23 protein-coding genes and 1 pseudogene are annotated in these 23530 nt (G+C 41.1%); 16 read left to right on the top strand and 8 right to left on the bottom strand.

Going from position 1 to position 23530, the window contains the following annotated elements:
• Positions 1-148: 148 nt before the first annotated feature.
• The 3 genes from TOL9009_RS50890 to TOL9009_RS0115820 form a co-directional block, all read right to left on the bottom strand.
• Positions 149-328: a HigA family addiction module antitoxin gene (locus TOL9009_RS50890; RefSeq protein ID WP_260675976.1), complete on the bottom strand. Its 180-nt coding sequence runs from the start codon at positions 326-328 to the stop codon at positions 149-151.
• A 260-nt stretch (positions 329-588) separates the two neighbouring features.
• Complete coding sequence (locus TOL9009_RS0115825) at positions 589-1095, bottom strand: DUF1993 domain-containing protein (protein WP_029633656.1); 507 nt, start codon at positions 1093-1095, stop codon at positions 589-591.
• A gap of 85 nt (positions 1096-1180) precedes the next feature.
• Positions 1181-1396 (bottom strand): Hfq-related RNA-binding protein, encoded by a 216-nt coding sequence (locus tag TOL9009_RS0115820; protein WP_029633655.1) that lies wholly within the window; start codon positions 1394-1396, stop codon positions 1181-1183.
• 153 nt (positions 1397-1549) lie between these two features.
• Between TOL9009_RS0115820 and dapF the strand changes: the two genes are divergently transcribed.
• From dapF to TOL9009_RS43540, 8 genes and pseudogenes are all read left to right on the top strand, one after another.
• The gene (dapF, locus tag TOL9009_RS0115815; protein ID WP_029633654.1) at positions 1550-2386 is read left to right on the top strand and encodes a diaminopimelate epimerase; all 837 of its coding nucleotides are present in this window, start codon (positions 1550-1552) and stop codon (positions 2384-2386) included.
• A gap of 110 nt (positions 2387-2496) precedes the next feature.
• Positions 2497-3591 (top strand): PDDEXK family nuclease, encoded by a 1095-nt coding sequence (locus tag TOL9009_RS0115810; protein ID WP_038296381.1) that lies wholly within the window; start codon positions 2497-2499, stop codon positions 3589-3591.
• Positions 3592-3914: 323 nt separating this feature from the next.
• Positions 3915-4334: a TIGR02391 family protein gene (locus TOL9009_RS0115805; protein ID WP_029633652.1), complete on the top strand. Its 420-nt coding sequence runs from the start codon at positions 3915-3917 to the stop codon at positions 4332-4334.
• 232 nt (positions 4335-4566) lie between these two features.
• Positions 4567-5412: a sulfite exporter TauE/SafE family protein gene (locus tag TOL9009_RS0115800; RefSeq protein WP_038296380.1), complete on the top strand. Its 846-nt coding sequence runs from the start codon at positions 4567-4569 to the stop codon at positions 5410-5412.
• A gap of 346 nt (positions 5413-5758) precedes the next feature.
• Entirely contained in the window at positions 5759-8320 is a 2562-nt protein-coding gene (locus TOL9009_RS0115795; RefSeq protein ID WP_144238391.1) for a sensor histidine kinase, read from the top strand.
• Positions 8321-8453: 133 nt separating this feature from the next.
• Positions 8454-10226: a PAS domain-containing sensor histidine kinase gene (locus TOL9009_RS0115790; protein ID WP_084763222.1), complete on the top strand. Its 1773-nt coding sequence runs from the start codon at positions 8454-8456 to the stop codon at positions 10224-10226.
• A 267-nt stretch (positions 10227-10493) separates the two neighbouring features.
• A pseudogene (locus tag TOL9009_RS39355) lies at positions 10494-10687 on the top strand (type II toxin-antitoxin system RelE/ParE family toxin); the annotation flags it as partial.
• A gap of 146 nt (positions 10688-10833) precedes the next feature.
• The gene (locus tag TOL9009_RS43540) at positions 10834-10935 is read left to right on the top strand and encodes a type II toxin-antitoxin system RelE/ParE family toxin (protein WP_144238390.1); all 102 of its coding nucleotides are present in this window, start codon (positions 10834-10836) and stop codon (positions 10933-10935) included.
• 188 nt (positions 10936-11123) lie between these two features.
• On the opposite strand, the gene TOL9009_RS0115775 is transcribed toward TOL9009_RS43540, so the two are convergent.
• Both TOL9009_RS0115775 and mnmG read right to left on the bottom strand, forming a co-directional pair.
• On the bottom strand, positions 11124-12449 hold the full coding sequence (locus TOL9009_RS0115775; RefSeq protein WP_029633648.1) for a hypothetical protein: 1326 nt from the start codon (positions 12447-12449) through the stop codon (positions 11124-11126).
• Positions 12450-12691: 242 nt separating this feature from the next.
• Positions 12692-14614, bottom strand: a complete 1923-nt coding sequence (gene mnmG / locus TOL9009_RS0115770) for a tRNA uridine-5-carboxymethylaminomethyl(34) synthesis enzyme MnmG (RefSeq protein ID WP_029633647.1) — start codon at positions 14612-14614, stop codon at positions 12692-12694.
• Positions 14615-15189: 575 nt separating this feature from the next.
• On the opposite strand from mnmG, the gene TOL9009_RS0115765 reads away from it, so the two are divergent.
• The 8 genes from TOL9009_RS0115765 (at position 15190) to TOL9009_RS49370 (ending at position 22300) form a co-directional block, all read left to right on the top strand.
• Entirely contained in the window at positions 15190-16068 is an 879-nt protein-coding gene (locus tag TOL9009_RS0115765) for a D-alanyl-D-alanine carboxypeptidase family protein (RefSeq protein WP_029633646.1), read from the top strand.
• A 505-nt stretch (positions 16069-16573) separates the two neighbouring features.
• On the top strand, positions 16574-17314 hold the full coding sequence (locus TOL9009_RS0115760) for a hypothetical protein (RefSeq protein WP_029633645.1): 741 nt from the start codon (positions 16574-16576) through the stop codon (positions 17312-17314).
• Positions 17315-17464: 150 nt separating this feature from the next.
• Complete coding sequence (locus TOL9009_RS0115750) at positions 17465-18037, top strand: TIGR04376 family protein (protein ID WP_029633644.1); 573 nt, start codon at positions 17465-17467, stop codon at positions 18035-18037.
• A 264-nt stretch (positions 18038-18301) separates the two neighbouring features.
• The gene (locus TOL9009_RS0115745; protein WP_029633643.1) at positions 18302-19861 is read left to right on the top strand and encodes a DEAD/DEAH box helicase family protein; all 1560 of its coding nucleotides are present in this window, start codon (positions 18302-18304) and stop codon (positions 19859-19861) included.
• Positions 19862-19911: 50 nt separating this feature from the next.
• Positions 19912-21126, top strand: a complete 1215-nt coding sequence (locus TOL9009_RS0115740) for a DUF790 family protein (protein WP_029633642.1) — start codon at positions 19912-19914, stop codon at positions 21124-21126.
• Between the two features lie 4 nt (positions 21127-21130).
• Positions 21131-21373, top strand: a complete 243-nt coding sequence (locus TOL9009_RS0115735) for a hypothetical protein (RefSeq protein WP_029633641.1) — start codon at positions 21131-21133, stop codon at positions 21371-21373.
• Complete coding sequence (locus TOL9009_RS0115730) at positions 21360-21806, top strand: type II toxin-antitoxin system VapC family toxin (RefSeq protein ID WP_199341571.1); 447 nt, start codon at positions 21360-21362, stop codon at positions 21804-21806. The genes TOL9009_RS0115735 and TOL9009_RS0115730 overlap by 14 nt, the downstream gene beginning before the upstream one ends.
• Positions 21807-21952: 146 nt before the next feature.
• Positions 21953-22300, top strand: a complete 348-nt coding sequence (locus TOL9009_RS49370; RefSeq protein WP_242055681.1) for a type II toxin-antitoxin system HicB family antitoxin — start codon at positions 21953-21955, stop codon at positions 22298-22300.
• A 9-nt stretch (positions 22301-22309) separates the two neighbouring features.
• On the opposite strand, the gene TOL9009_RS0115720 is transcribed toward TOL9009_RS49370, so the two are convergent.
• From TOL9009_RS0115720 to TOL9009_RS0115710, 3 genes are all read right to left on the bottom strand, one after another.
• Positions 22310-22492 (bottom strand): hypothetical protein, encoded by a 183-nt coding sequence (locus tag TOL9009_RS0115720; RefSeq protein ID WP_029633638.1) that lies wholly within the window; start codon positions 22490-22492, stop codon positions 22310-22312.
• A gap of 150 nt (positions 22493-22642) precedes the next feature.
• Entirely contained in the window at positions 22643-23002 is a 360-nt protein-coding gene (locus TOL9009_RS0115715) for a DUF5615 family PIN-like protein (protein ID WP_029633637.1), read from the bottom strand.
• Entirely contained in the window at positions 22999-23331 is a 333-nt protein-coding gene (locus tag TOL9009_RS0115710) for a DUF433 domain-containing protein (RefSeq protein ID WP_029633636.1), read from the bottom strand. Before TOL9009_RS0115710 ends, TOL9009_RS0115715 begins: the two co-directional genes overlap by 4 nt.
• Positions 23332-23530: the final 199 nt, after the last annotated feature.

Here is a 23530-nt window from a genome sequence, read left to right as displayed (position 1 = left end):
CGTACCCGGTACCGCCCAATCTAGCGTAGCGTTCCCCAGTTGCGTCACTTACCCCCCCCTGAACGGATACCATAAAAGACTACTGTTTTGAAGCTCATGATAAATGATTTTTAACAACTATTAACAAGCGAGTCCCGTCAGGACAAAATCAGGCTACATCGTTAAAGGGAAGTCTAGTTATTTGATTATATACTTCTGCATTCTCTTCAAGAGCTTGGCGTATATCGTATTGCGTTTGTAAATTCAACCAAAACTGAGCGCTGTTACCAAAATAGTGAGATAAACGCAAAGCTGTATCTGCTGTAATACTGCGTTTCCCTGATAAAATCTCACTAATTCGCGTTTGAGCTACACCTATATCTTTGCTTAAGCGATAGGGGGATTTAGCAGTTCTAAAAATTCTAGTTGCAGGATTTCACCAGGATGTATATTTGGCAAACGTTTGTTATCCATAATTATTTCCATACGTTAGTGGTAATCGACTATTTCAAAATCGAAAACTTGGGAAATAAAGTCCAACTAGAGCGATCGCTTCCCTAGCACCGAAAGCGTCTGGGTAGTGCGATCGCCTCCTATATTGACCGAATGTTAAGGCTTACCTAAAAAGTCCATTTTGCCAAGTTCTACACCGCAATGTCTGAGAATGTTATAGGTTGTTGTGACATGAAAATAAACGTTTGGCAAAACAAAATATAACAGAAATGGCATTCCTTGAAAAGTTAGGCTCTTGTCACCCGCCTTAATGGTAATAGTTTTCTCTTCCGATCCATCAATTTGTTCGGGTTTAAATGTCTCTAAATAAGAGATAGTTTTCTGAACGCGCTCAATAAGTTCGGGCAATGTAGTTTCATTGTCCTCAAACGTCGGTGCTTCTGTGCCTGCTAGTTGTGCGGCACCTCTCTTTGCTATGTCAGAGGCAATTTGTACTTGTCTTGACAATGGAAACATATCTGGGAATAGACGAGTATTGACCAACACAGAAGGATCTATCTTTTTGCTTTCTGCATATGTAGCAGCTTTTTCAAGAATACCTAGAAGGTTATTCAGTGAGCGAATACACACTGGTACTGAAGCTTGATACATTGAAATAGTCATTAATATTTCTCCAGAAATTGTTACATAGATATATCCCTCCGTATTGTCTCGTAGTTTTGCTCAGAAATCAAAAATGATGCCTATACTAACTCTTGGGCTTAATATAGGCGATCGCTTGTTTCCAAACTGTTGTCTGCTGGCTGTTTTCATCGGCAATACAGATACAGTGTGCATCTTGCCATAAAACTTTTCCCGTCAACACATCACCAGTCAGCAATTTAAATTCTACTGGTGTCGTTTGTTTAATCAGGTTTTGAACTTGTTTAATACTAGGTAATGAGGTGTCAAAGTCAGTAATCATTTTTTTTAAAGATGGTAGATAGTGGTTAGTGGTTGGTGGTTGGTGGTTGTGGTACATTTTGACTACTAGCAACCAACAACTAACAACTAGCAACTAGCAACCAGCAACCAACAACTAACAATTCCTAATCATTAATAATTCATCCTTGGAGAAATGGCAATCGAATTTACTAAGTATCACGGTTTGGGCAATGACTTTATTTTGATTGACAATCGCTCGTCATCAACACCAGTAATCACTCCAGAGGAAGCAATCAAGTTGTGCGATCGCCATTTTGGTATCGGTGCTGATGGTGTGATTTTTGCCTTGCCTGGAGAAAATAACACTGATTACACGATGCGGATTTTTAACTCCGATGGTTCCGAACCGGAAATGTGCGGTAACGGGATTCGCTGTTTTGCGGGCTTTGTAGCTGATTTAGAGGGTGAATCTCGAAATAAAGATAAATACCAAATTCATACCCTTGCTGGCGTAATTACGCCTCAACTGATGCCCGATGGTCAAGTTAAAGTAGATATGGGTCTTCCCAGATTACTCGCTGGGGAAATTCCTACAACCTTAGCCAAGGCTGACGAAAAGGTAATTAATATTCCGTTGCAGGTAGCGGGTAAATCTTGGGATGTCACCTGTGTAAGTACAGGAAATCCTCACTGCATCACCTTTGTGGAAGATGTAGCCGCAATTCCTTTAGAAATAATTGGTTCTGAGTTTGAGCATCACTCAGCTTTTCCCCAACGAATAAATACCGAATTTGTGGAAGTAGTGCGCCGTGACTACGTGAAAATGCGTGTTTGGGAAAGAGGTGCGGGTATCACTTTAGCTTGTGGAACGGGTGCTTGTGCCACTTTGGTAGCTGGAGTGTTGACCGGAAAATGCGATCGCACTGCGACTGTAGAACTTCCCGGTGGACCGTTGTTAATTGAATGGGCAGACGACCAGCGACTTTATATGACAGGACCAGCAGAAAAAGTCTTCGCAGGTAAATTATAATTTTTGCCGTTTCTAGGGCAGGTATATTGCCTGCCGTGCCAATATTCAAGCTGTGTAAAACTAAACCATGAAAATGGGAACCTTAAGTAGGTTAACACAGCGAAATTTTTATGAGCGGTATTTACCTAATTCAAGATAATGGTCAGCTAGTAGAAATGAGGGAAAAAGCTTATGACTCGGAAGATTTACTTCAAAAGCTACTAGCTGACTATCCGAGTTTATTAGCGGGAGAACAAATAGACAGTGTTGTACCGAGACGCTGGCTGTTGATTTCACGGGAAATGGCAGTTCCAGATGATGAAGATAGTTCTGGACGCTGGACGTTGGATCATTTATTTGTTGACCAAGACGGAATTCCAACCATAGTAGAAGTCAAGCGTAGCAGCGATACCCGTATCCGTCGAGAAGTGGTAGGTCAGATGCTTGACTATGCTGCTAATGGAGTGATTTATTGGTCGGTTGACAAAATCCGCGCTCAATTTGAGGCAAAGCTCAATGCTGAACAATTATTAATGAGCTTTCTTGGTGAGGAAGACGCAGACCAAGAAGAGTTTTGGCAACAAGTCAAAAACAACTTGCAAAAAGGTAAAATACGTCTCGTTTTTGTCGCTGATAAGATTCCTGCTGAACTTCAACGCATAGTTGAGTTTTTAAATCAGCAAATGAATCCAGCACAAGTATTGGCAGTTGAAATTAAACAATATTTGGGTCAGGGTTTGCGGACTCTAGTTCCTAGAGTTATTGGTCTAACAGCGATTAAGAATTCCCCCGTACCTTTAATAGAGAAAAGATACTGGGATGAATCATCCTTCATGGAAGAAATTAAGGGAAAAAAAGGTGATGATGCGGCTAAAGTTGCCAACACAATTTTAGAATGGGCAACTGCTAAAGAAATGCCTATTCGCTGGGGAAAAGGTAGAATTGACGGTTCTTGTATTCCTAAAATTCATCACAAAGGTAAAAATAGCACCTTTTTCAAAGTTTGGACTAATGCCACAATAGAGATTTTTGCTTGGGAATCACCTTTCAACTTAGAAGAGAAAAAAGCAGAACTTCTCAATCGATTGAAATCTGCTGTAGGGAAATCAATTGCTGTTCATGCTTATTGCTGGTACATTCCCTTTTCGGCTCTCAATGATGAAATAGTTCTTAAAGACTTACTGCAAGTGCTTGAATGGGCTATTAATGAGATTCAATCTTCATAAATTGTACTAAGTTGTGATTTTTTTGTAGTCGGCGCTTTAGCGCTGAAGTGCCAACTACAAACAAGTCATCAAGTTATCAAGCGTACCATTCATCTATACACCTTAAAAAGCTTTCGCTACTTAACTTGCTGTCAAAACCCAATGTGTCAATTTTCAAACTGACATATTAGGTATACACATTAATTATTTAAAAGCATTATCTTTTTATTAGAACATTTTTATACTTTAATTGTCTATCATCTCAAATATTCTTTCTAGGCATTATCTAATTTTTTACATTTAATAACTTATCTAACTCCTCCGTAATTAAGGAGGAATAAAATATGAAAATTGAGCAAATAATTTCCCCCTTTCTTTATCAAGTTATAAAACAAAAATACGAATGCGGACTTTATAGAGATGCAATACTTGCAGCGACATTTCAATTGCAAGAGTGGATTAGGCATAAAGCTGATTTAGACACGTCCCAAATCACAAGTAATTTGGACTGCATCAATGAGGTGTTCGGGATGCCGAAACCAGTCATTAAAGTCAATAGCATGAATACTGTTGGTGAAGTGTATGAACAAATGGGATTTGAGAAAATTTTAGAGGGTATATGGCAAGGTATTAGAAATTCTCGAATTCATACTGAATCTTTGGATGATGAAGCTACAGCTTATGCCATCATTGTATTTATAGATTATCTTATAAATCGCATTCAAAATAGCGTCAAAATAGAGTATGAATTAACTAAAGATTAATTATCGTAGTCACGACTCAAGTCGTTTATTTTAACGCTAAAAAAATAAGTAAAACTGGTTTAATAAGCTATTGTTATCCCCTTGGGGGATACCGCCCGAAATGATTGATCGTCCTTCAACAAGTTCTTAGGAACGCCAATCAGCTATTTCATCAAATTCATTCTTGATTAGGCAAACGGTGAGACATTAGGTAATATTAAATAGAAAGGATTTATTGAGTGAGTCATAATAAATGTTGTTGGAAACACCTATAGAACGAGGCTTTTTGTTTGTAATAGGAATATTCGCTGGAGTATTATCTGGGTTAATGGGTGTTGGCGGTGGACTTTTGATTGTGCCTTCACTGACAGTATTTGGAGTTCCCGTAGTGCAAGCAACCGCAACAAGTTTGGTAGGAGTGTTTCTCAGTACAACTTCGGGGAGTGTGCGGAATCTCAGTGTAGGCGATTTGAACTGGAAAGCTTCCTTAACTATGGCGTTGTTTGGAGTCATAACAGCACAAATGGGAGCATTTATTGGCGATCGCATACCTGATGCATGGCTATCTCTGAGCTTCGGCGTTTTCCTCCTGGTAACAATCTACCTGATGAACTTACGCAAACAACTCCAACAGAAGGAGTCAGAACTGGAAACTGACCCCTGTGAACTCGGTGATTCTTCCACACCCTCTAATCGCTTCGTTCCGCTTGTTGGAATTGGAGTGCTAGCAGGCGTCTTATCTGGACTGTTTGGAATTGGTGGTGGTGTAGTGAAGGTGCCTTTACAAATGTTGTTTTTGGGCGAATCAATTAAAACAGCAGTGCAGACAAGTTTGGGAGCAATTAGTGCGATCGCCGTTTCTGGTTTAGCCCAACATGCCTATAACCATAACGTGCTGTGGATTCCGGGGCTATGTTTGGGAATGGGTGGAATTATTGGCGCTCAGGTAGGGACGCGTTTGTTACCTAAGTTAAGCGATCGCACTGTGAAGATCATATTTATCGTTTTTTTGGTTACACTATCCGTATACATGTCATCGCATGGCATTTTAGAACTGGCAAGCCAAACTAACTCACTCAAGTTGGCTGTTTTAAACTAATACCGCAAGCTAAAAACCCCGACGATTAAAATCGCACAATTAATTATGCGTTGCCCGAAACTCTTGTAGAGAGCTAGCATTGCTACGTCTCTACGTCTTTTCTACCAGATGTCTACTATATTCCATCGGCAAAGTGCGCTGTCTGATGTTGATGTAGATGTTTGCTAGGGCAAACCCATCAAAATTTCCAAAAATCTGCAATATTTTGTCAAATCATTGTCAAGCTAAGTGATTCATCCAATCGGGTGAATACGATCGCATCTATTAGAATTACCCTGAAGAAGAGGCTAATGTGCTTTCCTCTGCTTATGTATAAAAGGGTTATAAAGTGAATCAAACTGTGAAAATGCCATGTACACCAGATTTTCATCAAGATGCTTTGCCGCTGCTAGAAAAAATTGCGGCAAATTTGCCGGGAATGATTTTCCAATTCCTTCAACAGCAAGATGGTTCGCAGTTTGTTCTTTATGCAAGTTCTGGCTGTCGAGAAATATTTGAACTAGAACCGGAAGCTGTGCAAACAGACTTTAAAATATTACGCGAGCTGATTCATCCCCAAGATGCGATCGCCTTTGAAGAATCTGTCAGATATTCTGCCTCTACTTTAACACCTTGGCAATGGGAAGGACGCATCGTTACCCCTAGTGGTATACTTAAGTGGATTCAAGGTGCTTCTCGTCCCGAAAGACAAGCTGAAGATGATATTCTTTGGGATGGGTTGGTGATGGATATCACAGACACCAAGCAAGTGGAATCAAAATTGCGCGAGAGTGAAGCGCGTTATAAAGCAATTTTAGATGCTATCCCCGATTTAATGTTTCGCATCAGTCGAGATGGCGAGTATCTCGATTTTAAGGGTGATGGTGCAAATTTGGCTATTCCCCCAGAGAACATCGTCGGTAACAATTTGCGGGATTTATTGCCTGATGATGTTGCTTTACAAAGTGTTGATGCGATAGCTAAAACTTTGGAGTCTCAAACTTTACAATCTCTAGAATATCAACTATCAACGCCTTTAGGTCTGCGAAATTATGAGGCACGGTTGGTAGTTAGCGGACAAAATGAAGTTTTAGCTGTTGTCCGTGATATAACTGAGCGCAAACAAGCAGAAATTGACTTGCAAAATCTTGCGGAAAAGTTTTCCAAGGCTTTTCGTTGCAGTCCAAATCCAATTACCATCAGCACGGTGGAAGATGGACGCTTGATAGAAGTTAACGAGAGTTTTGTGAAACTCTCAGGTTATGAACGAGAAGAAGCGATTGGACGTACTACTTTTGAGTTGAATATTTGGGTTAACCAGAGCGATCGCCAAAAATTATTGGACGAGTTGCATTCCCAAGGAGCAGTTCGCAATCTCGAATTTGAATTTAGAAAAAAGTCTGGCGAAGTTGCTTTTGCAATGGTTTGCGCTGAAATTATCGATTTGAATGGTGAGCGTTACATTCTATCCGTCAATCATGATATCACAGAACGCAAGCGAACAGAAGCGCAATTACAATTGACCTCACAGCGCGATCGCTTGTTAACCCAAACTTTATCCAGAATCCGCACTTCTCTAAATTTAGACCAAATTCTCCAAACTACTGTAAACGAAGTCCGACAATTTTTGCAAGCAGACCGAGTTTTTATTGGTTTAAATGATGGGAACAAAGAAGGCACAATTCTCGCAGAATCGGTACATCCAAAGTATTCATCAGTTATAGACTGCAAGATTAAAGATCCAGTTGTCATCCAAGAAATGAAAAGGCTACTGACAACAAATTGTGTGCGTGTGGTGGAGGATATCGAGCAAATGGATGTATCTCCCAAATTAAAAGCACATTATCAACAATTTCAAACGCGGGCGACTTTAGCAGTGCCAATTATGTTAAATGGTGAATTCTTTGGAGCCTTGATTGCTAACCAATGTTCTCATCCTCGCCATTGGCATCAGATGGAAATTGATTTACTAAAGCAAATGTCAGAACAATTAGCGATCGCCATTCAACAAGCTCAATTATACCAGGAATTGGCAGCACTCAACACCAATTTAGAACAACAAGTAGAAGAACGTACCGCTCAGTTACAGCAGAAAATGCAGGAACTGCAAGAAATCAATCGAGTCAAAGATGTTCTGTTACACACAGTTTCTCACGATATGCGAACTTCAGTCATGGGTAATTTGATGGTGTTAGAAAATTTACTCAAAAGTGGGGGAGCAGGGGAAGCAGGGGGAGATGGGGGAGCAGGGGGAGCAGGGGGAGCGGGGGGAGATGAGGTAAATAGTTCTTTTTTCCCAATGCCCAATGCCCAATATCCAATTCCCAATTCTCAAATTACAGTACCATGTTCAATTATCGAACGAATGATACAAGGTAATGACCGCCTGTTAGCAATGATTAACTCGTTACTAGAACTTCATTCCAGCGAAGAACAAGGAATTGTGTTGCATCGCGAACTTGTGCAATTTGGTACACTGCTGCCATCTGTTATCAGGGATTTGCAGCCAATGTTGTCAGAAAACAAAGTGACTTTGAAGAACTTGGTTCCTAAGGATTTACCGTTAATTATGGCAGATTCGACTAAATTGCAACGAGTTTTGCAAAATTTGTTAACTTATAGTTGGCTGCATAACCCACCCGGATTACACTTAACTTTGAAAGCGACAGTTGAGGATGGGATAATTCGCTTCTCAATTCAAGATAACGGTGTGGGGATGAACAAGTTAGAATGCGATCGCCTGTTTGATTTGTTTGTCCGCGATCCTCAAGCTCGTTCTTCAACTTGCACAGGCTTAAAATTATATATTTCTCGACAAATTATTAAAGCACATCAAGGTGAAATGGGCGTTAAAAGTAATCCCAAGCGCGGTTTAACTTTCTGGTTTACCTTACCTCTGGCAAATTTACCGACAACGAGCCGCTCATAATGTCACTATAGGAATGGTTGACAGTGCAAAATTCAAAAATTAATTTTTATTTCTGAATTTTCAATTCCCCGTTTGCCTAGCGTCTCACAACGAGAAGGGGTTGACCGAAGTTATGGAAATTGGTAATAGGCTAATGAATACCGTCATTAGAAAAGTGCAAAGGTGTTGGAAAACAGCCATATGGGGGAAAATATCAACAACAGATGCAATTTTTGGGGAGTATAAAGCTTGGCGCGATCGCTTTTTGTGGCAAAGGTTACATTTAGGAATCTGGATCGCTATTCTTTGCGTCTTTACATTTATCTTACGCGACATCTTGCAACAGGTATTTCACCTGCAAGAAGTCGCAAAGATACCCCACGAGATAAAAAATCTTGCTTTAACTATCAATACCTGTATATTCTTCAGTTTATTAGGGTGTTTATTTTTACACAAAACTAACATAGCGCGTCCTTATCCGGGGCGCCTTTTTTTATGTTTATCCTTTTCTGTCACTTTAGTTGAACAATTTGTTGCTACATTCAAAGGTTTCGCTCTCCCCGATCAATTAGCTTGGATTATCGCTTTTTTGACTCAAGCTATGATGATTCCCATCCGTTGGTATCTGCATTTAGGATCGCAGTTGGGAGTGATAGTTTATTATTTTGTCGTGAATACAGTCCTGGGGTTGAAACTACCCCCACCATTCAGCAAACAGCCGATATTCGGTGTCACAATGATTTTGTTGATATTTTGGGTATGTTTCATCTGCGATTTAGGGGTATTCTTATACGAAAAGCTGCAACGCTCTGAATTTTACACTCGCAAAGAACTTGAGATCGCCAATGAGAAATTAACCGTTACAGAAGCTAAATATCGAAATATCTTTGAAAACGCGGTTGAGGGAATTTTTCAAAGCACTGCCGATGGTCGTTATATTACCGCAAATCCCGCATTAGCACGTATTTATGGCTACGCATTTCCAGAAGAAGTGACGACATTAATTGACATTAAACATCAATTATATGTTGACCCGAATCGCCGTGCTGAGTTTGTTCGTTCAATTGAAGAGTATGGTAGCGTATCCGAGTTTGAATCGCAAATTTATCGCCGCGATGGTAGCATTGTATGGATATCAGAAAATGCCTATGCAGTTCGCAATTCCAGAGGAGAACTGCTTTATTACGAAGGAATGATTGAAGATATCACCAAGCGCAAGCAAGCGGAAGAAGCGCTAAGAGTATTTTTTCATGCAGTTTCCCACGACTTACGCAACCCAGTGCTGGGAACTTTAATGGTGCTGAGGAATTTGCTATCGCGTTCAGAAGATAAAATTACTGTTGCCCGTTTCATTTTAGAGCGGATGGAACAAAGTAGCGATCGCCAACTTAGTTTAATTAATTCGTTAATGGAAGCTCATATGAGCGAAGTTCAAGGTGTAGCTTTACAACTTCAGCCAGTGGAATTATTGAAAGTTGTAGAAGCAGCCATCGCAGACTTAAAGCCGATGCTAACAGAAAATCAGGCGCTGCTGATTAATCATGTAACCGCAGATTTACCGTTAATCAATGGCGATCCTACCCAATTATGGCGAGTATTCTCTAATTTGATTGTGAATGCAGTCAAACATAATCCCCCAGGTTTAACAATTACCATTAATGCCAGGGTCGATGATAATAAGATTTGTTGCAGCGTTGTTGATAATGGCGTGGGAATGAGTCAAAAACAAAGCGATCGCTTATTTGACCTTTACTTTCGAGGCACCTCCGCCCGGAATTCTATTAGTTTAGGATTAGGCTTATATATATGTAAGCAAATCATCACCGCACATGGCGGCGAAATTGGCGTAAAAAGTGCAATCAATGCCGGGGCAACTTTTTGGTTTACACTACCAATATTTCAAGCTGATACAGCAGATTTCAGGTAAATGTTGATTATAACCTCACGAGATAAGTGTGAGATAATATTTTCTAGCCAGTTGTCCTTGGGGATGACGGAAGAATGTTTCATCTTGGATGCATCCATAAAATTGAGGCAGGGGATATTCTGGGGTTTCGGTTAAGTGGAGGATATTTTTATTTTACTTTCAGTTGCAGAATGGACAATTTAGAGAATACGATGACGAGTCTTTGCCAAGTTTGCTGCAAACCATTAAAGAACGAGGACAACGCAAACTCAACCAAGACCAAGCTCGATGAATCGTTACAAAATCTCTCAACTCGCAGAACAAGACTTGGAGGATATTTGGGTTTATCTTGCCCAAAATAATCAAATTGCTGCGGATAAGCAGATTGCTAACATCTTAAACCGTTTACCGATGCTGGCTAGTTTCCTGATATGGGACAAGTACGGGATGATTTAGTCGAAAAACTCAGGAGTTTTCCTGTAATATCAAGTCCGGATAATTAGCTATGATTCCCACAGTCATTGCACCCCACCCCCAACCCCTCCCCGCAAGCGGGGAGGGGAGACAAGGCGTAGCTTTGGGGGGGTGGGGTTCTTGGGGTGAGCGTAAGTAATTAAGCGGACATGATATAAAACCTTATATTGTATTTTATATCCAGCTTGATGATGGGATTGAAATAGTCAGAATTCTCCATCAGTCAAGGGATATTGCTCGTCTATTTTCTGAGTAAAATTTGATTCTACTACGAAGAACTTAGTACAGCTTTGCCTAAGAACGAGCGCGTTTTTTAACGCAGAGGAACAAAGGAAGTAAGCGCAGAGTGACGCAGAGTTTTTGTGATAAATTTTCGTCATAAATTTATGCAATATTGTACTTAGTACAGCGATCGCATTTCAAGATTACTTTGGTAAGTGAATTTTACAAATTTTGACCTGTATAAATCGATCGCACTTCACCGTTGCGACGCACAACCGCTTCACCCTTACTCACCTCAACTAAAGTCCAACCGCTAGAACCAATGCTTTCACCCATATCGATACGACGTGTTACACCATCAACTTTAAACAAAGCCGCAGATTTGTCACCTAACTCTAGCAATCCTTCCAAAGTATGGCTAGGAGCCGCAACAGTTTCCACATATGCCTGTTTTTCAACGGTTTTTGGCTCTGTTGGCGCTGTAGCTACGGGTAATTTTGGTGGCGCGGCTTGAAAAGCAGTAACTTTTAACACAGGCAAAGGATTTGACGGTTGTCGCAATGTAATTGGTGCAGTTCGCACAGCCACAGGCTTGAGTTCTGTTCGCACCGCTGCTGCCACCATTTTTACAGGCACGGGTTTGGGTGGTTTGGGAACAGAATTTAAAGCCTTTTTCACTGGTATCGATTTAGATGTGCGAGAAGACACCGGCGGTAAAATTTTCCGAACACCAGGAATGGGCAGTGGTGCATAGCGCATTGGTTGCGGTGCTTGATAAACGGGGATATAAATCCGCTCGACGATGGTTGTGCGGGGTGCGGCAGGGGGTGTATTGTTAGCGGTAAGAACTGGTGGTAAATTACCGCCGGTTGGTGGTTTTATTGTTGGGGTAACATAAGCAAAAGCTGTTTGGGTAGGAATTACCTGAGTTGCGATCGCATTTTTGAGAGATTTTTCAGAGCTTCTTGCTTCTTGTCTGTCGATGATTGCCAGTGCTCCCAACATATATTGAACTAAATCTGCCTCAACTTCTACTTTGGCAGGCAATTGAGTCTGTAATTTTGGCTGTTGAATCGATTGCTCGATCAATTTAGAATTTATCCGGAAAATTAGTCCAGAGTTGAGCAAAAAGATAATACCAGCGATCGCCACACTTAAGGTAGCTCCAAAAGACAGGAATTTGCCCCAAGCAATCCCCGCTTTGTGATGCTTTTTCCTGACTGATTTAGTTGCCGGAGCGTCAACCACATGAGAAGGTGTTTGTATCGGTGACGTTTCTGGCAAAACGATTTGCGCTGTTCTCGGCGTGGGGATGATATATTCTGGATACAGCGCTCTTTGCAAGTCCTCTATACTACTTCGTGACGCAGGACTGTTGTAATGTATTGTTTGGGAAGGTGTCCCATTACGATGCAAAATATTATCAATATCGGCAAACAGTTCATCCATAAAGCCATCAGCATATGACTCTATCGACCAGGGTTCGCTGCCGATCAGTTCTTCTGAGGGTTCCGGAATTATAAGATGGGTGCTGGCTTGTTGTGACATAGCGATTTTAAGTTGTGGCTTTTGGGACGATAGAGTTCGCCTATACTGCCTGACAGTATGGATTTTGCCTTAAATATCCAATCAGATCGTCCAAACTAAACAAGTTGATTGTGTAAGTAGTATGAAATGTAAACTTTAAACCGGAAACTGCTGATAATGCCAGTTTTGAACTAATGTCATCTATCATACCAGTCACTTCCGGTCTCACCCTACTACTATACTCATCCTTCATCAAGTTTATTTTAAACTAAAGCTGAAAACTCCTTTGGTGTCTTATTCCTACGTAATTCTAAATATAGTAATAGGGCATTGACATCAGCAGGATTAACACCTCCTATACGTGATGCTTGTCCGATTGTCAGTGGTTTTACGGTGTTCAACTTTTCCCGCGCTTCTTTAGATAGAGTATCAATCGTTGCGTAGTCTAGATCCCCCGGTAATTGACGGTGTGCTTGACGGGCTATTTGGTCAATTTGATGTTGTTGGCGTTGTAAATACCCAGAATATTTAATGTCAATTTCCGCACCTTCTTTTTCCGCAGTTTTTAAGTTGGGGTTGCCGAGTTGATATCTATCCAGATGAATATAATGGAATCCTGGACGCCGTAGCAAGTCAGCGAGGGTGATTGAACCTTTGATTAGTTGTTGAGTTCCGTCGGCGATCGCTTGCCCGATTTCTGAGTGTTCTTTTACCCGCGTTGCGTACAGCCGTTCTTTTTCGGCAGTAATATTCTCTTGCTTGCGGCTAAATAATTCCCAGCGGCGATCGTCAATCAAACCGATTTCCCGTCCCAAAGGCGTCAAACGTTGGTCGGCATTATCAGAACGCAGTATCAAACGATACTCAGACCTACTCGTAAGCATCCGGTAAGGCTCACGCAAATCCTTGGTACACAAGTCATCTAACAGCGTGCCTATGTAACTTTCCTCACGAGAGAAAACAATCATTTCCTGACTACGCACAAACCGCGCTGCATTAATTCCCGCCACAATTCCTTGGGTTGCGGCTTCTTCATAGCCAGTTGTACCATTAATCTGTCCCGCACAGAATAACCCAGCAACTTTTTTAGTCATCAATGTTGGATAACACTGTGTCGCGGGTAAGTAATCGTACTCAACTGCATAAGCTGGGCGGAGCATGGTACAATTTTCTAAACCAGGAAGAGTCCGCAACATCAGAAGTTGCAAGTTTTCCGGCAACCCCGTAGAAAATCCTTGAATGTAAAGTTCGGGTATATCTCGCCCTTCCGGTTCAATAAAGATTTGGTGACTTTCCTTATCGGCAAAGCGGACAATCTTATCTTCAATACTCGGACAGTATCGCGGTCCTTTCGCTTCCACCCAACCGCCATAAACCGGCGACAAATGCAAATTTTCCCGAATTAGGCGATGAGTTTCCGCCGTCGTGCGGGTAATATGGCAAGGCATTTGTTCTCTCTCTACCCACACATCCGGGTCAAAGCTAAACCACCGGACTTCTTCATCCCCAGGTTGCGCTGACATTTTACTGTAATCTACAGACCGCTTGTCAACTCGTGCCGGCGTTCCCGTTTTTAATCGTCCCGTTTCAAATCCCAAGCGATTGAGAGTTTGTGTCAACCCTTCAACAGCAAATTCTCCAGCGCGTCCGGCTGCCATCGACTTGTTACCAACCCAAATTCGTCCGCCTAAAAATGTTCCCGTGGTCAAAATCACCGCTTTACAGGCAAAACCGACCCCAAAGTAAGTTTCAACGCCGATAACTTCATCATTTGCACCTAAAACTAAATCCGTCGCCATTGCTTCGCGGATTGTTAAGTTTTCTTGATTTTCAACAACATTCTTCATTAACGCCGCGTATTCCCGCTTGTCAGTTTGAGCGCGTAACGCCCAAACCGCAGGTCCCCGCGAAGAGTTGAGAATCCGCTTTTGTAAGTAGGTGCGGTCTGCGATTTTACCGATTTCCCCACCGAGTGCATCCACTTCATGGGTTAATTGAGATTTTGCCGGACCACCCACCGCTGGGTTGCAGGGTTGCCAAGCGATTCTATCTAAGTTAAGTGTCAGCAGCAGGGTACGACAACCCAAGCGGGCGCTAGCGAGGGCTGCTTCGCAACCAGAGTGACCTGCACCGACGACAATGACATCGAAAGCGTCTTGGAATTCAATGGAATTGTGCATGGTCATAAAACCTCGTGGGATGTGGGAAACTTAGTCACTTTCAGTGCTGAGAGGGAAACGGCTCAGGCGAAATCGCTTTGAATATTTTTAAATTATTATCGCCTTGGGACTGTTTGACTAGGTGTGCTATTGTTTTGCACTTTCAATGGGACAGTTACCATTTCCAGCCTCACAGCCCTGTACGCATAATGTTTGGACTTGCGTCCCTCCCTTTCGGGGTGATGTTAGCTTCGACCAGTTATAAGAGCTTGTTGGGCTTGCAACACTGTTCCAGTGATTTTAGAACTGTTTAATCACAAGCGACAGAGCGGGGGACTAGCTACGCATCCCAAGGTGTCGTGACTCAAATAACGTTTACCTATTACTAAGTGGTCTGGTCAGTACAGCTTGCTCGATTTCTCAAACATACGCTCAGTCCCTTTAGGGCTGGGTTACTGACACTTAAGTATCAGCAAGCTTAGAGTTACTCTTAATAATAACCGATTCAGTGGTTTAATGGTCGTAGGTTGCTGACAATAAGGAATAGTATGAACTATGAATAAATAATAAAAACATTTGTATTAACTTTAGGTGAAAAGATGATAAAACGATTTTGGCGAAAAAGTTCTTTTATTAGTATTTTTGTTTTTATAGTTTTTGCTTTAGTTGCTAGTAATGGAATTACTCATCGGACATTAAGTACAGATGTGCGACAATTAGAAGATTGTTTAATTGCTCGTTCTTCAGGTCGTCATAGAGATTTAAATAAAGTTTGCCCAAATACATCACAACCAATAGTTTCACCAACTCCAATTACGCCGCAGATACCTGATGCAAATTTGCCGGAATCAGAGCGTTTTTTGAGTGCGATCGCTACTAAATTACCAACAATTCCCCAACCCGGTACTTTTGAATATATTTTGTTGAGAGCATACGGTGCAGCTTTTGTAAATCAACAACCAGAAATCAAACTCCCGCCAAAAGTTATCTTAGCTAACGAGCAAGAAACGAAAGCTTTCCAAACTACTTTAACAATGGGGAAAGTAGATGGTACTAATGACTGTTATTTACAAAAATCAGCAGCAGACGCTTTCAATAAAGCCAAATCAGCAGCAAGAATTTCCCTCAAATCTGGTTATGGTGATAGTGATTGTACTCGCACTTTTGCGACAAATTTAAGATTCTGGAGAAAATACGCTGACAACAATACTTTGGAACGAGTTAGACAAGGTAAAGAAACAGCAATTTTAGGTGTAGTTGCACCACCAGGAGCATCACAACATCTCTGGGGATTAGCGATTGATTTACAGATTTATAGTCAAGTGCAGAGACAAGCTTTAAATAAAAATGGTTGGTTTCAAACTGTAGAAAATGATGTCCCCCATTGGACTTATGTGGGTTTAACTGAAGAAAATTTACCCTTATTTGGGTTTAAAAATAAAATCGTCAGGGGAACTACTTATTGGCTGATACCTCTGTAATAACATTTGTGATTTTGAATATCCTTATTTTTAATTATGCGTTACCCGAAACCCTTGTATAGACCTAGCATTGCTACGTCTATACGTCTTTTTTGGAGATGTCTATTAAGCAATACGGTTCAGTTAAGGATTTTTAGACCTGTAGAGACGCGAAATTTCGCGTCTCTACATGCCGAAATCAATACGAAAAATCCTTAACACCAAGCGTATTGTATTAAGACCAATCCCTAACCTGCGGAATGTGGGGTTGAACGGTGAGCGACTGCTTTTGATTTATCAGTATTTGCTGACAGCAAGAAAATTACTCGTAAGGGTACTGTTGAGTTGCGATTGCTGATGCCACGATTAAGCAAGATTCCACATATTGCAAGGACACCAAATCCATGTTTGCCTTGGGGTCAAATTAAATCCATCGAACTACTAGGAAACTAGATTGTTTCTCTCAAGGCATAACGAATGCAATTCGTTGGAAGCTCACATTACTTTTAGTCTTAGGAAGGAAAACATGAAAGCTACATTACGTCACATTTTAAACCTCAAGAAAGAGTACAGCCGCCTGCCATTTTTTGATTTTTTACGGGATGAGACCTTATCAGCTCGTCAGCGCCTAGAATTTTACCCTTGCATGGCTCCTTTTATTATGAGCTTTGGCGATCTAAATCGCTACGTCATGCGCCAAGAACCAACCTCAGATCCGTATCAGGCTATGGTGAACGAACACTCCTATGAGGACGATCATCACTGGCCCTGGTATTTGGAAGACTTTATCAAATTGGGCTTTGATCACGAAAAAATCTCCCCAACTGAGTATTCACAATTTTTCTACAGCGATCACACGGCAGTGAATCGCTTGTTGTCACACAAACTCGCTCATTTGATTTATAGCTCATCCAGTATCGTGCGTCTAGCTATTATCGAAGCCATTGAAGAAACGGGCAATGTATTGTTTGAACTCATTGGAAAACTGGCAGTACAAATTGAAGAGGAAATGGGTATCGAATTGCGCTACTGTGGGGAATTCCATTTTAGTAAAGAATCTGGTCATGCTATGACTTGCGACCATGCCATCATGGCAAAAATAGAAATGGATGAGGAAACTCGTGCCGAGGCTATTGAAAAAGTCAATTTGGTGTTTGCTTGGTTTACAGAATGGACGGAAGAATTGCTAGCGTATGCCAAGCAAAGCCTAAATCATCCCTATGAGCCACTCATGCGTCATTTCAAAAGGGAGATAACCTTAGTTTAGCTTGCCTAAAATTTGTCTTGAATCTGACTTTCCCCATTATCTTTTTCCCAAAGAGCGATCAATGCGCGGGAAATTGCAAAAAACAACTTTCTGCCCATTGATAATAATTACTACAATAAAAGCACACAGTTGACTTCTGGAGTGCTGACAGTGGGCTTATTTGATGATTTGAATCGGTTTCTCGAAAACCGTTTAGAGGAATTTCTGCGAAATAATCCGCATTTAGAATTAGAAGCGCTGTTAGAACAACTGCGCGAACAAGAGGGAGACACGCTAAAGTTGATTGCAGATTTACAAGTACAGGAAAAGCGATCGCAAGACGATATTCTCTCCACAGCGCAAGAAATCCAAAAATGGCATATCCGCGTTCAAAAGGCACAATCGGCTAACAGACAGGATTTGGTAGCCGCAGCACAAGAACGCGAAGCTGCTTTATTACGCGAAGGAAATCAGCGCTGGGGACAAATGCAAGGCTTGAAAGAACGCATTACTCAATCTAAAGAATTACTGCGAAAAATACAAGCACGCCGTCAAGAAGTGCAAACCAAAGCTGCTGAAGCGCAGACAGTCCGTGCGAAAACTCAAACTCAGCAACGCTTTGAAACTAATGGTTGGTCGAATCAAGCTACTAGTTCTAGTGGGTTTGACGACTTAGAAGAGAAGTTTTTGCGCTGGGAAACTCAAGATGAGTTGGATGCGATGAAACGAAATATGGGAAAATAAATTATATTATGTCAAAAGTCACTCATTCAAAAGTAATATGGAGTAAGCTTTTTAGCGATTGAGAATGGGTGGTTTATTTACGCGCCCGCTGTACTAGAACTTTAATTAATAGCTTTTGCGATCGCCGAAAAAGACGTAGCATTGCTACGTCTCTACGTCTTTTGTACTAGATGTCTATTATCAAAAAATGGTGAAGTCCTGACTACAAAGATGTTTTATTATGGGTAATTAAACGGATATAATATCACTTATTAAGGCTTCTGAGTGGCTCGTACCCCCACATTAACTTTTGATCGTGGCACATTAATTTTACATCCACCAGCGCGGGGCAAGGGTTGGATGGATTACGCTACGTGGGATGATAGGATAGAAAAATTCCGCATTCCGGCGATTCAATATCGAGTTTTAGTAGAAGCGCTACAAGCAGAAGAGACTAATTTTATCGATGAAGCGAAGGCATTTCATCCGGTAGAGTTAATTGCGAGTATGGAGATGGAACCCTATCCCCATCAGAGTGAGGCTTTAGCAGCTTGGAAACTGGCAGGTAGACAGGGGGTAGTGGTGCTTCCCACAGCGGCTGGAAAGACTTATCTGGCACAAATGGCGATGCAAGCAACACCGCGTACAACCCTGATTGTGGTGCCAACTTTAGATTTGATGCACCAGTGGTATGCACATTTGATGGCAGCGTTTCCTGATGCTGAGGTGGGGTTGTTGGGGGGTGGATCGAGAGATAGAACTCCGATATTGGTTGCGACTTACGACAGTGCGGCAATTCACGCAGAAAGTTTGGGGAATAAGTATGCTTTGGTGATTTTTGATGAGTGTCATCATTTGCCTACTGATTTTAATCGGGTAATTGCGGAATATGCGATCGCACCTTATCGATTGGGACTTTCTGCAACACCAGAACGCACTGATGGGAAACACGCTGATTTAAATATCCTCATTGGTAAAGAAGTATATCGCAAACGCGCTGAGGATTTGGCGGGGAATACATTAGCACAACATGAAATTGTCCAAATTAAGGTGAAGCTATCGCAAGTTGAGCGAGAAAGATACAATCAATTAATTCAAACTCGCAATGATTTTTTGAAGCAATCAAAGATTTCTTTGGGGAGTTTGAAAGGTTGGCAAAATTTTGTGCAGATGAGTGCGCGATCGCCTGCTGGACGTAGAGCTATGTTAGCACACCGTCAAGCGAAAGAAATCGCTTTGGGTACTGATGGAAAGTTGCGAATTCTCACGAATTTACTTGGGGAACATTATCCGGAAAGAATTTTGATTTTTACGGCTGATAATGCCACAGTTTACAAGATTTCTCAAGAGTTGCTAATTCCGGCAATTACTCATCAAACTCCTGTGAAGGAACGACATGAAATATTAACGAAGTTTCGCGAGGGGGAATATAAATGTTTGGTTGCTTCTCATGTGTTGAATGAAGGTGTTGATGTGCCAGCTGCAAGTATTGCAATTATTTTATCGGGTACTGGTTCGGCGAGGGAATATATTCAACGTTTGGGGAGGATTTTAAGGAAGGGTAATATCCCCAATAAGCAAGCGATTTTATATGAGGTAGTTGCGGAGGATACGAGTGAGGAAGGTACTTCGGCAAGGAGGAGGGGGAATAGAGATGGGGAGATGGGGAGAAAGGGAGATGGGGAAAAAAGAGCGAAGTTACAGGTTGTTTATGGAAGTGGTCAGCAAAGAGATTATAAGGCTGCTGAACAGTTGGAAATAAATTATTCTGTTGAGAATAAAGCTCAAACACCTAATAAAAATAATGTAGATTCAAAAGACTCATTAGAGCCAAGAAACAATTAACAATTAACAACCAACCACCAACAACTACCAACAACTAACAACCAATCCCAATGTTACCAACAGATTTACTAATTCATCGTCAAAATGGTGAGGAGATAATTCCAAAGAGACTTAAGCTTGATAAGAAGACTTTGGAGTTAGCTGTTGAGTTAATCGATTGTTTTCGAGAAGCGATAGGAAAGACGCAAGGTGTTCTTGAGCGTCAGTTGTTGGAATTGGAGGGTGATACTACTGATTATAAGGTGAAGCGGGGATTAGCTTATATTTTGAAAGGCAGTTTCTGCACGTTTGAGGTGGTGAGTCCTTTGGAACCTCAAATGTTACGAGAACGGGTGTTTGCTTTGGCTGCAATGTCTGTTTCAAATCCGCAATCAACGCAAGTTACACTTAGCAAGATTGCTGATGAGTTAAGTCATGAGTTTGAACGGGAAGTTTTACCGCAACAAGTTCATGATGGGTTATATGCTGATTTATCCGAAAATAAGATTTTTATTAGATTTGATGCACCAACACCTGAAGATTTATTACATCGATATAATTTATCTCAAGTGCAGGGTGTGTTTTATCGAGCGAGTCAACTTAGTTTAAATGCTCATCGTAATGTTCCTGGTGAATATAAGCTTTTGTTTCGCTATTTAAAGCTGTTTCAATTGATGGCTTATATTGAGGGTGATGCTGACCACGGGTTTACAATTACGATTGATGGTCCGACGAGTTTGTTTAATCCGAGTACACGATATGGTTTAGCGATCGCTAAAATGATTCCGGCTTTACTTCATGTTACCAGATGGAGTCTTTCTTCTATTCTCCAAACTCGCGACTTTTATACGAATGATTGGAAAACTGGACGTTTCACTCTCAATTCTGAATGCGGTTTGGTGTCTCATTATCCTCCGGGGAAGCCTTACGATAGTATGTTGGAAGCGTCCTTTGCTGAAAAGTGGGATTCGTTAAAAAGTGATTGGGTATTGGAGAGAGAAGTTGATTTAGTTCCCATTCCGGGTAGTGTGATGATTCCCGATTTTCGTTTGGTACATCCTGATGGACGGACGTTTTTATTAGAAATTGTTGGTTATTGGCGCCCAGAATATTTACAAAAGAAGTTTTCCCAAGTGCGACGTGCGGAACGTGATGATTTAATTTTGGCAATTTCTGAAAGATTAAATTTGGAAAAGGCAGGTGTGAAATTAAATGATGTTCCCGCTAGAATTATTTGGTTTAAAGATAAGTTATTGCCGAAAGCAGTATTAGCAGCATTGGAGTAATTTTATGAAAACTATTGAAACAATTGCCACAGTTACAGAAGATGGGAAAATTACATTGCAGCTACCGGCTGATATTCCCGCAGGGGAACATCAAGTTGTGGTGATAATTGATGAAAAGCCTTTGCAAGAGTTGCCGATATCGAAAGAAAAGCGTCCTCCGCTGGATTTTCCCGTGATTCATGTTGATTCTTGGTCTGAAAATCTTTCTCTAAGACGTGAGGATATGTATGGTGATGACGGACGATAACTCTGTATTTCTGGACACGAATATTCTGGTTTATGCCAGTGTTCCTGAGTCTCCTTTACACTTGGTTGCTATAAACGCAATTCAAAGTTATGAACAAGCTGGGACACAATTGTGGATTAGCCGACAAGTGTTGCGGGAATATCTGGCAACCCTCACTCGTCCGCAGCTATATACTCAGCCTATACCAATTTTGAGAGTAACTGAGGAGATTCGTTTTTTCCAAAACCGTTTTCGGATGGCTGAAGATAATTCTCAGGTGACACAAAGGTTGTTGAGTTTAATGGAAGAAATTCCTGTTGGTGGCAAGCAAGTACATGATGCGAATATTGTCGCCACAATGTTAGTTTACCATATTCCGCAGTTGTTAACTCACAATACAGGAGATTTTTCGAGATTTTCTCAGTTAATTAATGTGTTGCCTTTACAAGGGTAGAACTTTTATATAAATGCGCCTGCATTATCCGCCATAGGTTAAAACCTATGGCTAATAGCCAAATAAGCTTAGTTAGGGTATTGATTTTAGCTCACTTCAGTGGGGTTAAGCTATTAGCCTGAGATTTCAATCTCAGGCGATAAGAAATGCATCTTGAGAAACCATTAAACCAGGAAAAGCGATCGCGCATTATATTTAAAATAAACATACAAAGCCAAATTGGCGATCGCTATTATTTAGCTACAATAAATTATATAATAATTATCTTCACAAACATAGCAATGTTAATTACATACACTGCAAAATATACAAAAACTAATAGTGGATATATGGGACAACTCATTGAATGGCAAGAAGTCATCACAGAAGGAGAAACCATAGAAGAATGCAGAGCTATGTTGCAAGACGCAACGAAAGAAATGGTTCTTGCCTATCGTCAACAAAATAAAGAAATTCCCACAGGTGATTCTTTGGTGGAACCGACAATCAGATAGCGAACATGATTATCGTTGAGAAATTGTATAAACTCTTTGAAGTCTTGATTCAGCACTATTATTTTTCCACTTGTGATATTCTTGACGAATTTGTTCTAAGGCTTCAAGTCTGGACTGATAAGATTGAGTTTGCCAATAAACAAAATCGCTTTTTTGCTGTTTAAGTTTCACTTTATGACAAATTATTTTCATTGAAAAAACTGAATATAGGTTTCTCTTTTAAGTCTAGTGCAGCGTGGCAGAAATAACTATCCAGTTGAAAAAAGTTAAAAAGCTTTCTGTAGAAGATTTCTTTCCTTCTACCTAAAACCATTAAACAGGAAAAGCGATCGCCTTTTTAACCTAAAATGGAATCCATTCGAGCCGATTTATCCATTCTTCTGCCTCAGTCGTCTCCCAAACCAGCAAAAGTTCTTGTGACAGTTCTCCTAATGGTATCCTGTCCCGCACCCAAAATAGTCCCCAAATTTGTCCACCTGCTGCCCAATGTGCTTCCATATGAGCAGGCATACTAGTACGATTATCTGTCACCAAGAGCCTTTGCGATCGCTCTAAATATAACAACACATCAGGATCGAGTGTTCCTAGTTGCGGTGCATTACTTTCACCGACACGTAAGATATCTATAGCAGGGTTGAGACGCAGCACAGCTACTTTCAAACGAGGGGACAAATTTTCATCTAGCAAAAAACGCACTTTCACAAAGCATTTACCTGGGATTCAGTTCTTTGAGCCTTCACTGCTCTTAAACGTTGTACCACAGGTGAAGGATTAGCAGCCCATTCTTGGTAATGCTGTTTGCGCCACCTTGTCAAACGTGATAGGTAAGCATCAACCTCGGCGCGATTATGCAGATAATAAGTAATAGTAGCGTGAATCTGCTCGAAGTTCAAAGAAGGCAAATTAGCTACAATTTCTTCCGGTGAATATCCTTCTAAGTAATAATCAAGTACATTGTCAATGCCGATGCGGTGTCCTTTCAACCGAATATCATCGGGTGATAAAAAGTCAAAATAATCTTCTAATAGCATCGGTCTACCCGTAAATAGAACTTAATGCCATCTTACCTTTACCAAAGGGAGAGGAAAAGGGGAAATTTCGTAGTGCGGACTTCAGTCCGCTCATTTCTGATATCATGTCCGCGCTTATTACTTACGCTCACCCCAAGAACCCCACCCCGCCAAAGCGTAGCTTTGTCTCCCCTCCCCGCAAGCGGGGAGGGGCTGGGGG

Origin of the sequence: [Scytonema hofmanni] UTEX 2349 (assembly GCF_000582685.1) — a bacterium.
GTDB lineage: Bacteria > Cyanobacteriota > Cyanobacteriia > Cyanobacteriales > Nostocaceae > Hassallia > Hassallia hofmanni.
This window is presented reverse-complemented; position numbering and strand designations above follow the sequence as displayed.

Bases quoted from the DNA above. Each gene is read 5' to 3' on its own strand.
- TOL9009_RS0115825 (WP_029633656.1), bottom strand. From the start codon at position 1,095: ATGACTATTTCAATGTATCAAGCTTCAGTACCAGTGTGTATTCGCTCA.
- TOL9009_RS0115820 (WP_029633655.1), bottom strand. From the start codon at position 1,396: ATGATTACTGACTTTGACACCTCATTACCTAGTATTAAACAAGTTCAA.
- dapF (WP_029633654.1), top strand. From the start codon at position 1,550: ATGGCAATCGAATTTACTAAGTATCACGGTTTGGGCAATGACTTTATT.
- TOL9009_RS0115810 (WP_038296381.1), top strand. From the start codon at position 2,497: ATGAGCGGTATTTACCTAATTCAAGATAATGGTCAGCTAGTAGAAATG.
- TOL9009_RS0115805 (WP_029633652.1), top strand. From the start codon at position 3,915: ATGAAAATTGAGCAAATAATTTCCCCCTTTCTTTATCAAGTTATAAAA.
- TOL9009_RS0115800 (WP_038296380.1), top strand. From the start codon at position 4,567: ATGTTGTTGGAAACACCTATAGAACGAGGCTTTTTGTTTGTAATAGGA.
- TOL9009_RS0115795 (WP_144238391.1), top strand. From the start codon at position 5,759: ATGCCATGTACACCAGATTTTCATCAAGATGCTTTGCCGCTGCTAGAA.
- TOL9009_RS0115790 (WP_084763222.1), top strand. From the start codon at position 8,454: ATGAATACCGTCATTAGAAAAGTGCAAAGGTGTTGGAAAACAGCCATA.
- TOL9009_RS0115775 (WP_029633648.1), bottom strand. From the start codon at position 12,449: ATGTCACAACAAGCCAGCACCCATCTTATAATTCCGGAACCCTCAGAA.
- mnmG (WP_029633647.1), bottom strand. From the start codon at position 14,614: ATGACCATGCACAATTCCATTGAATTCCAAGACGCTTTCGATGTCATT.
- TOL9009_RS0115760 (WP_029633645.1), top strand. From the start codon at position 16,574: ATGAAAGCTACATTACGTCACATTTTAAACCTCAAGAAAGAGTACAGC.
- TOL9009_RS0115740 (WP_029633642.1), top strand. From the start codon at position 19,912: ATGTTACCAACAGATTTACTAATTCATCGTCAAAATGGTGAGGAGATA.
- TOL9009_RS0115735 (WP_029633641.1), top strand. From the start codon at position 21,131: ATGAAAACTATTGAAACAATTGCCACAGTTACAGAAGATGGGAAAATT.
- TOL9009_RS0115730 (WP_199341571.1), top strand. From the start codon at position 21,360: ATGACGGACGATAACTCTGTATTTCTGGACACGAATATTCTGGTTTAT.
- TOL9009_RS49370 (WP_242055681.1), top strand. From the start codon at position 21,953: ATGCATCTTGAGAAACCATTAAACCAGGAAAAGCGATCGCGCATTATA.
- TOL9009_RS0115720 (WP_029633638.1), bottom strand. From the start codon at position 22,492: ATGAAAATAATTTGTCATAAAGTGAAACTTAAACAGCAAAAAAGCGAT.
- TOL9009_RS0115710 (WP_029633636.1), bottom strand. From the start codon at position 23,331: ATGCTATTAGAAGATTATTTTGACTTTTTATCACCCGATGATATTCGG.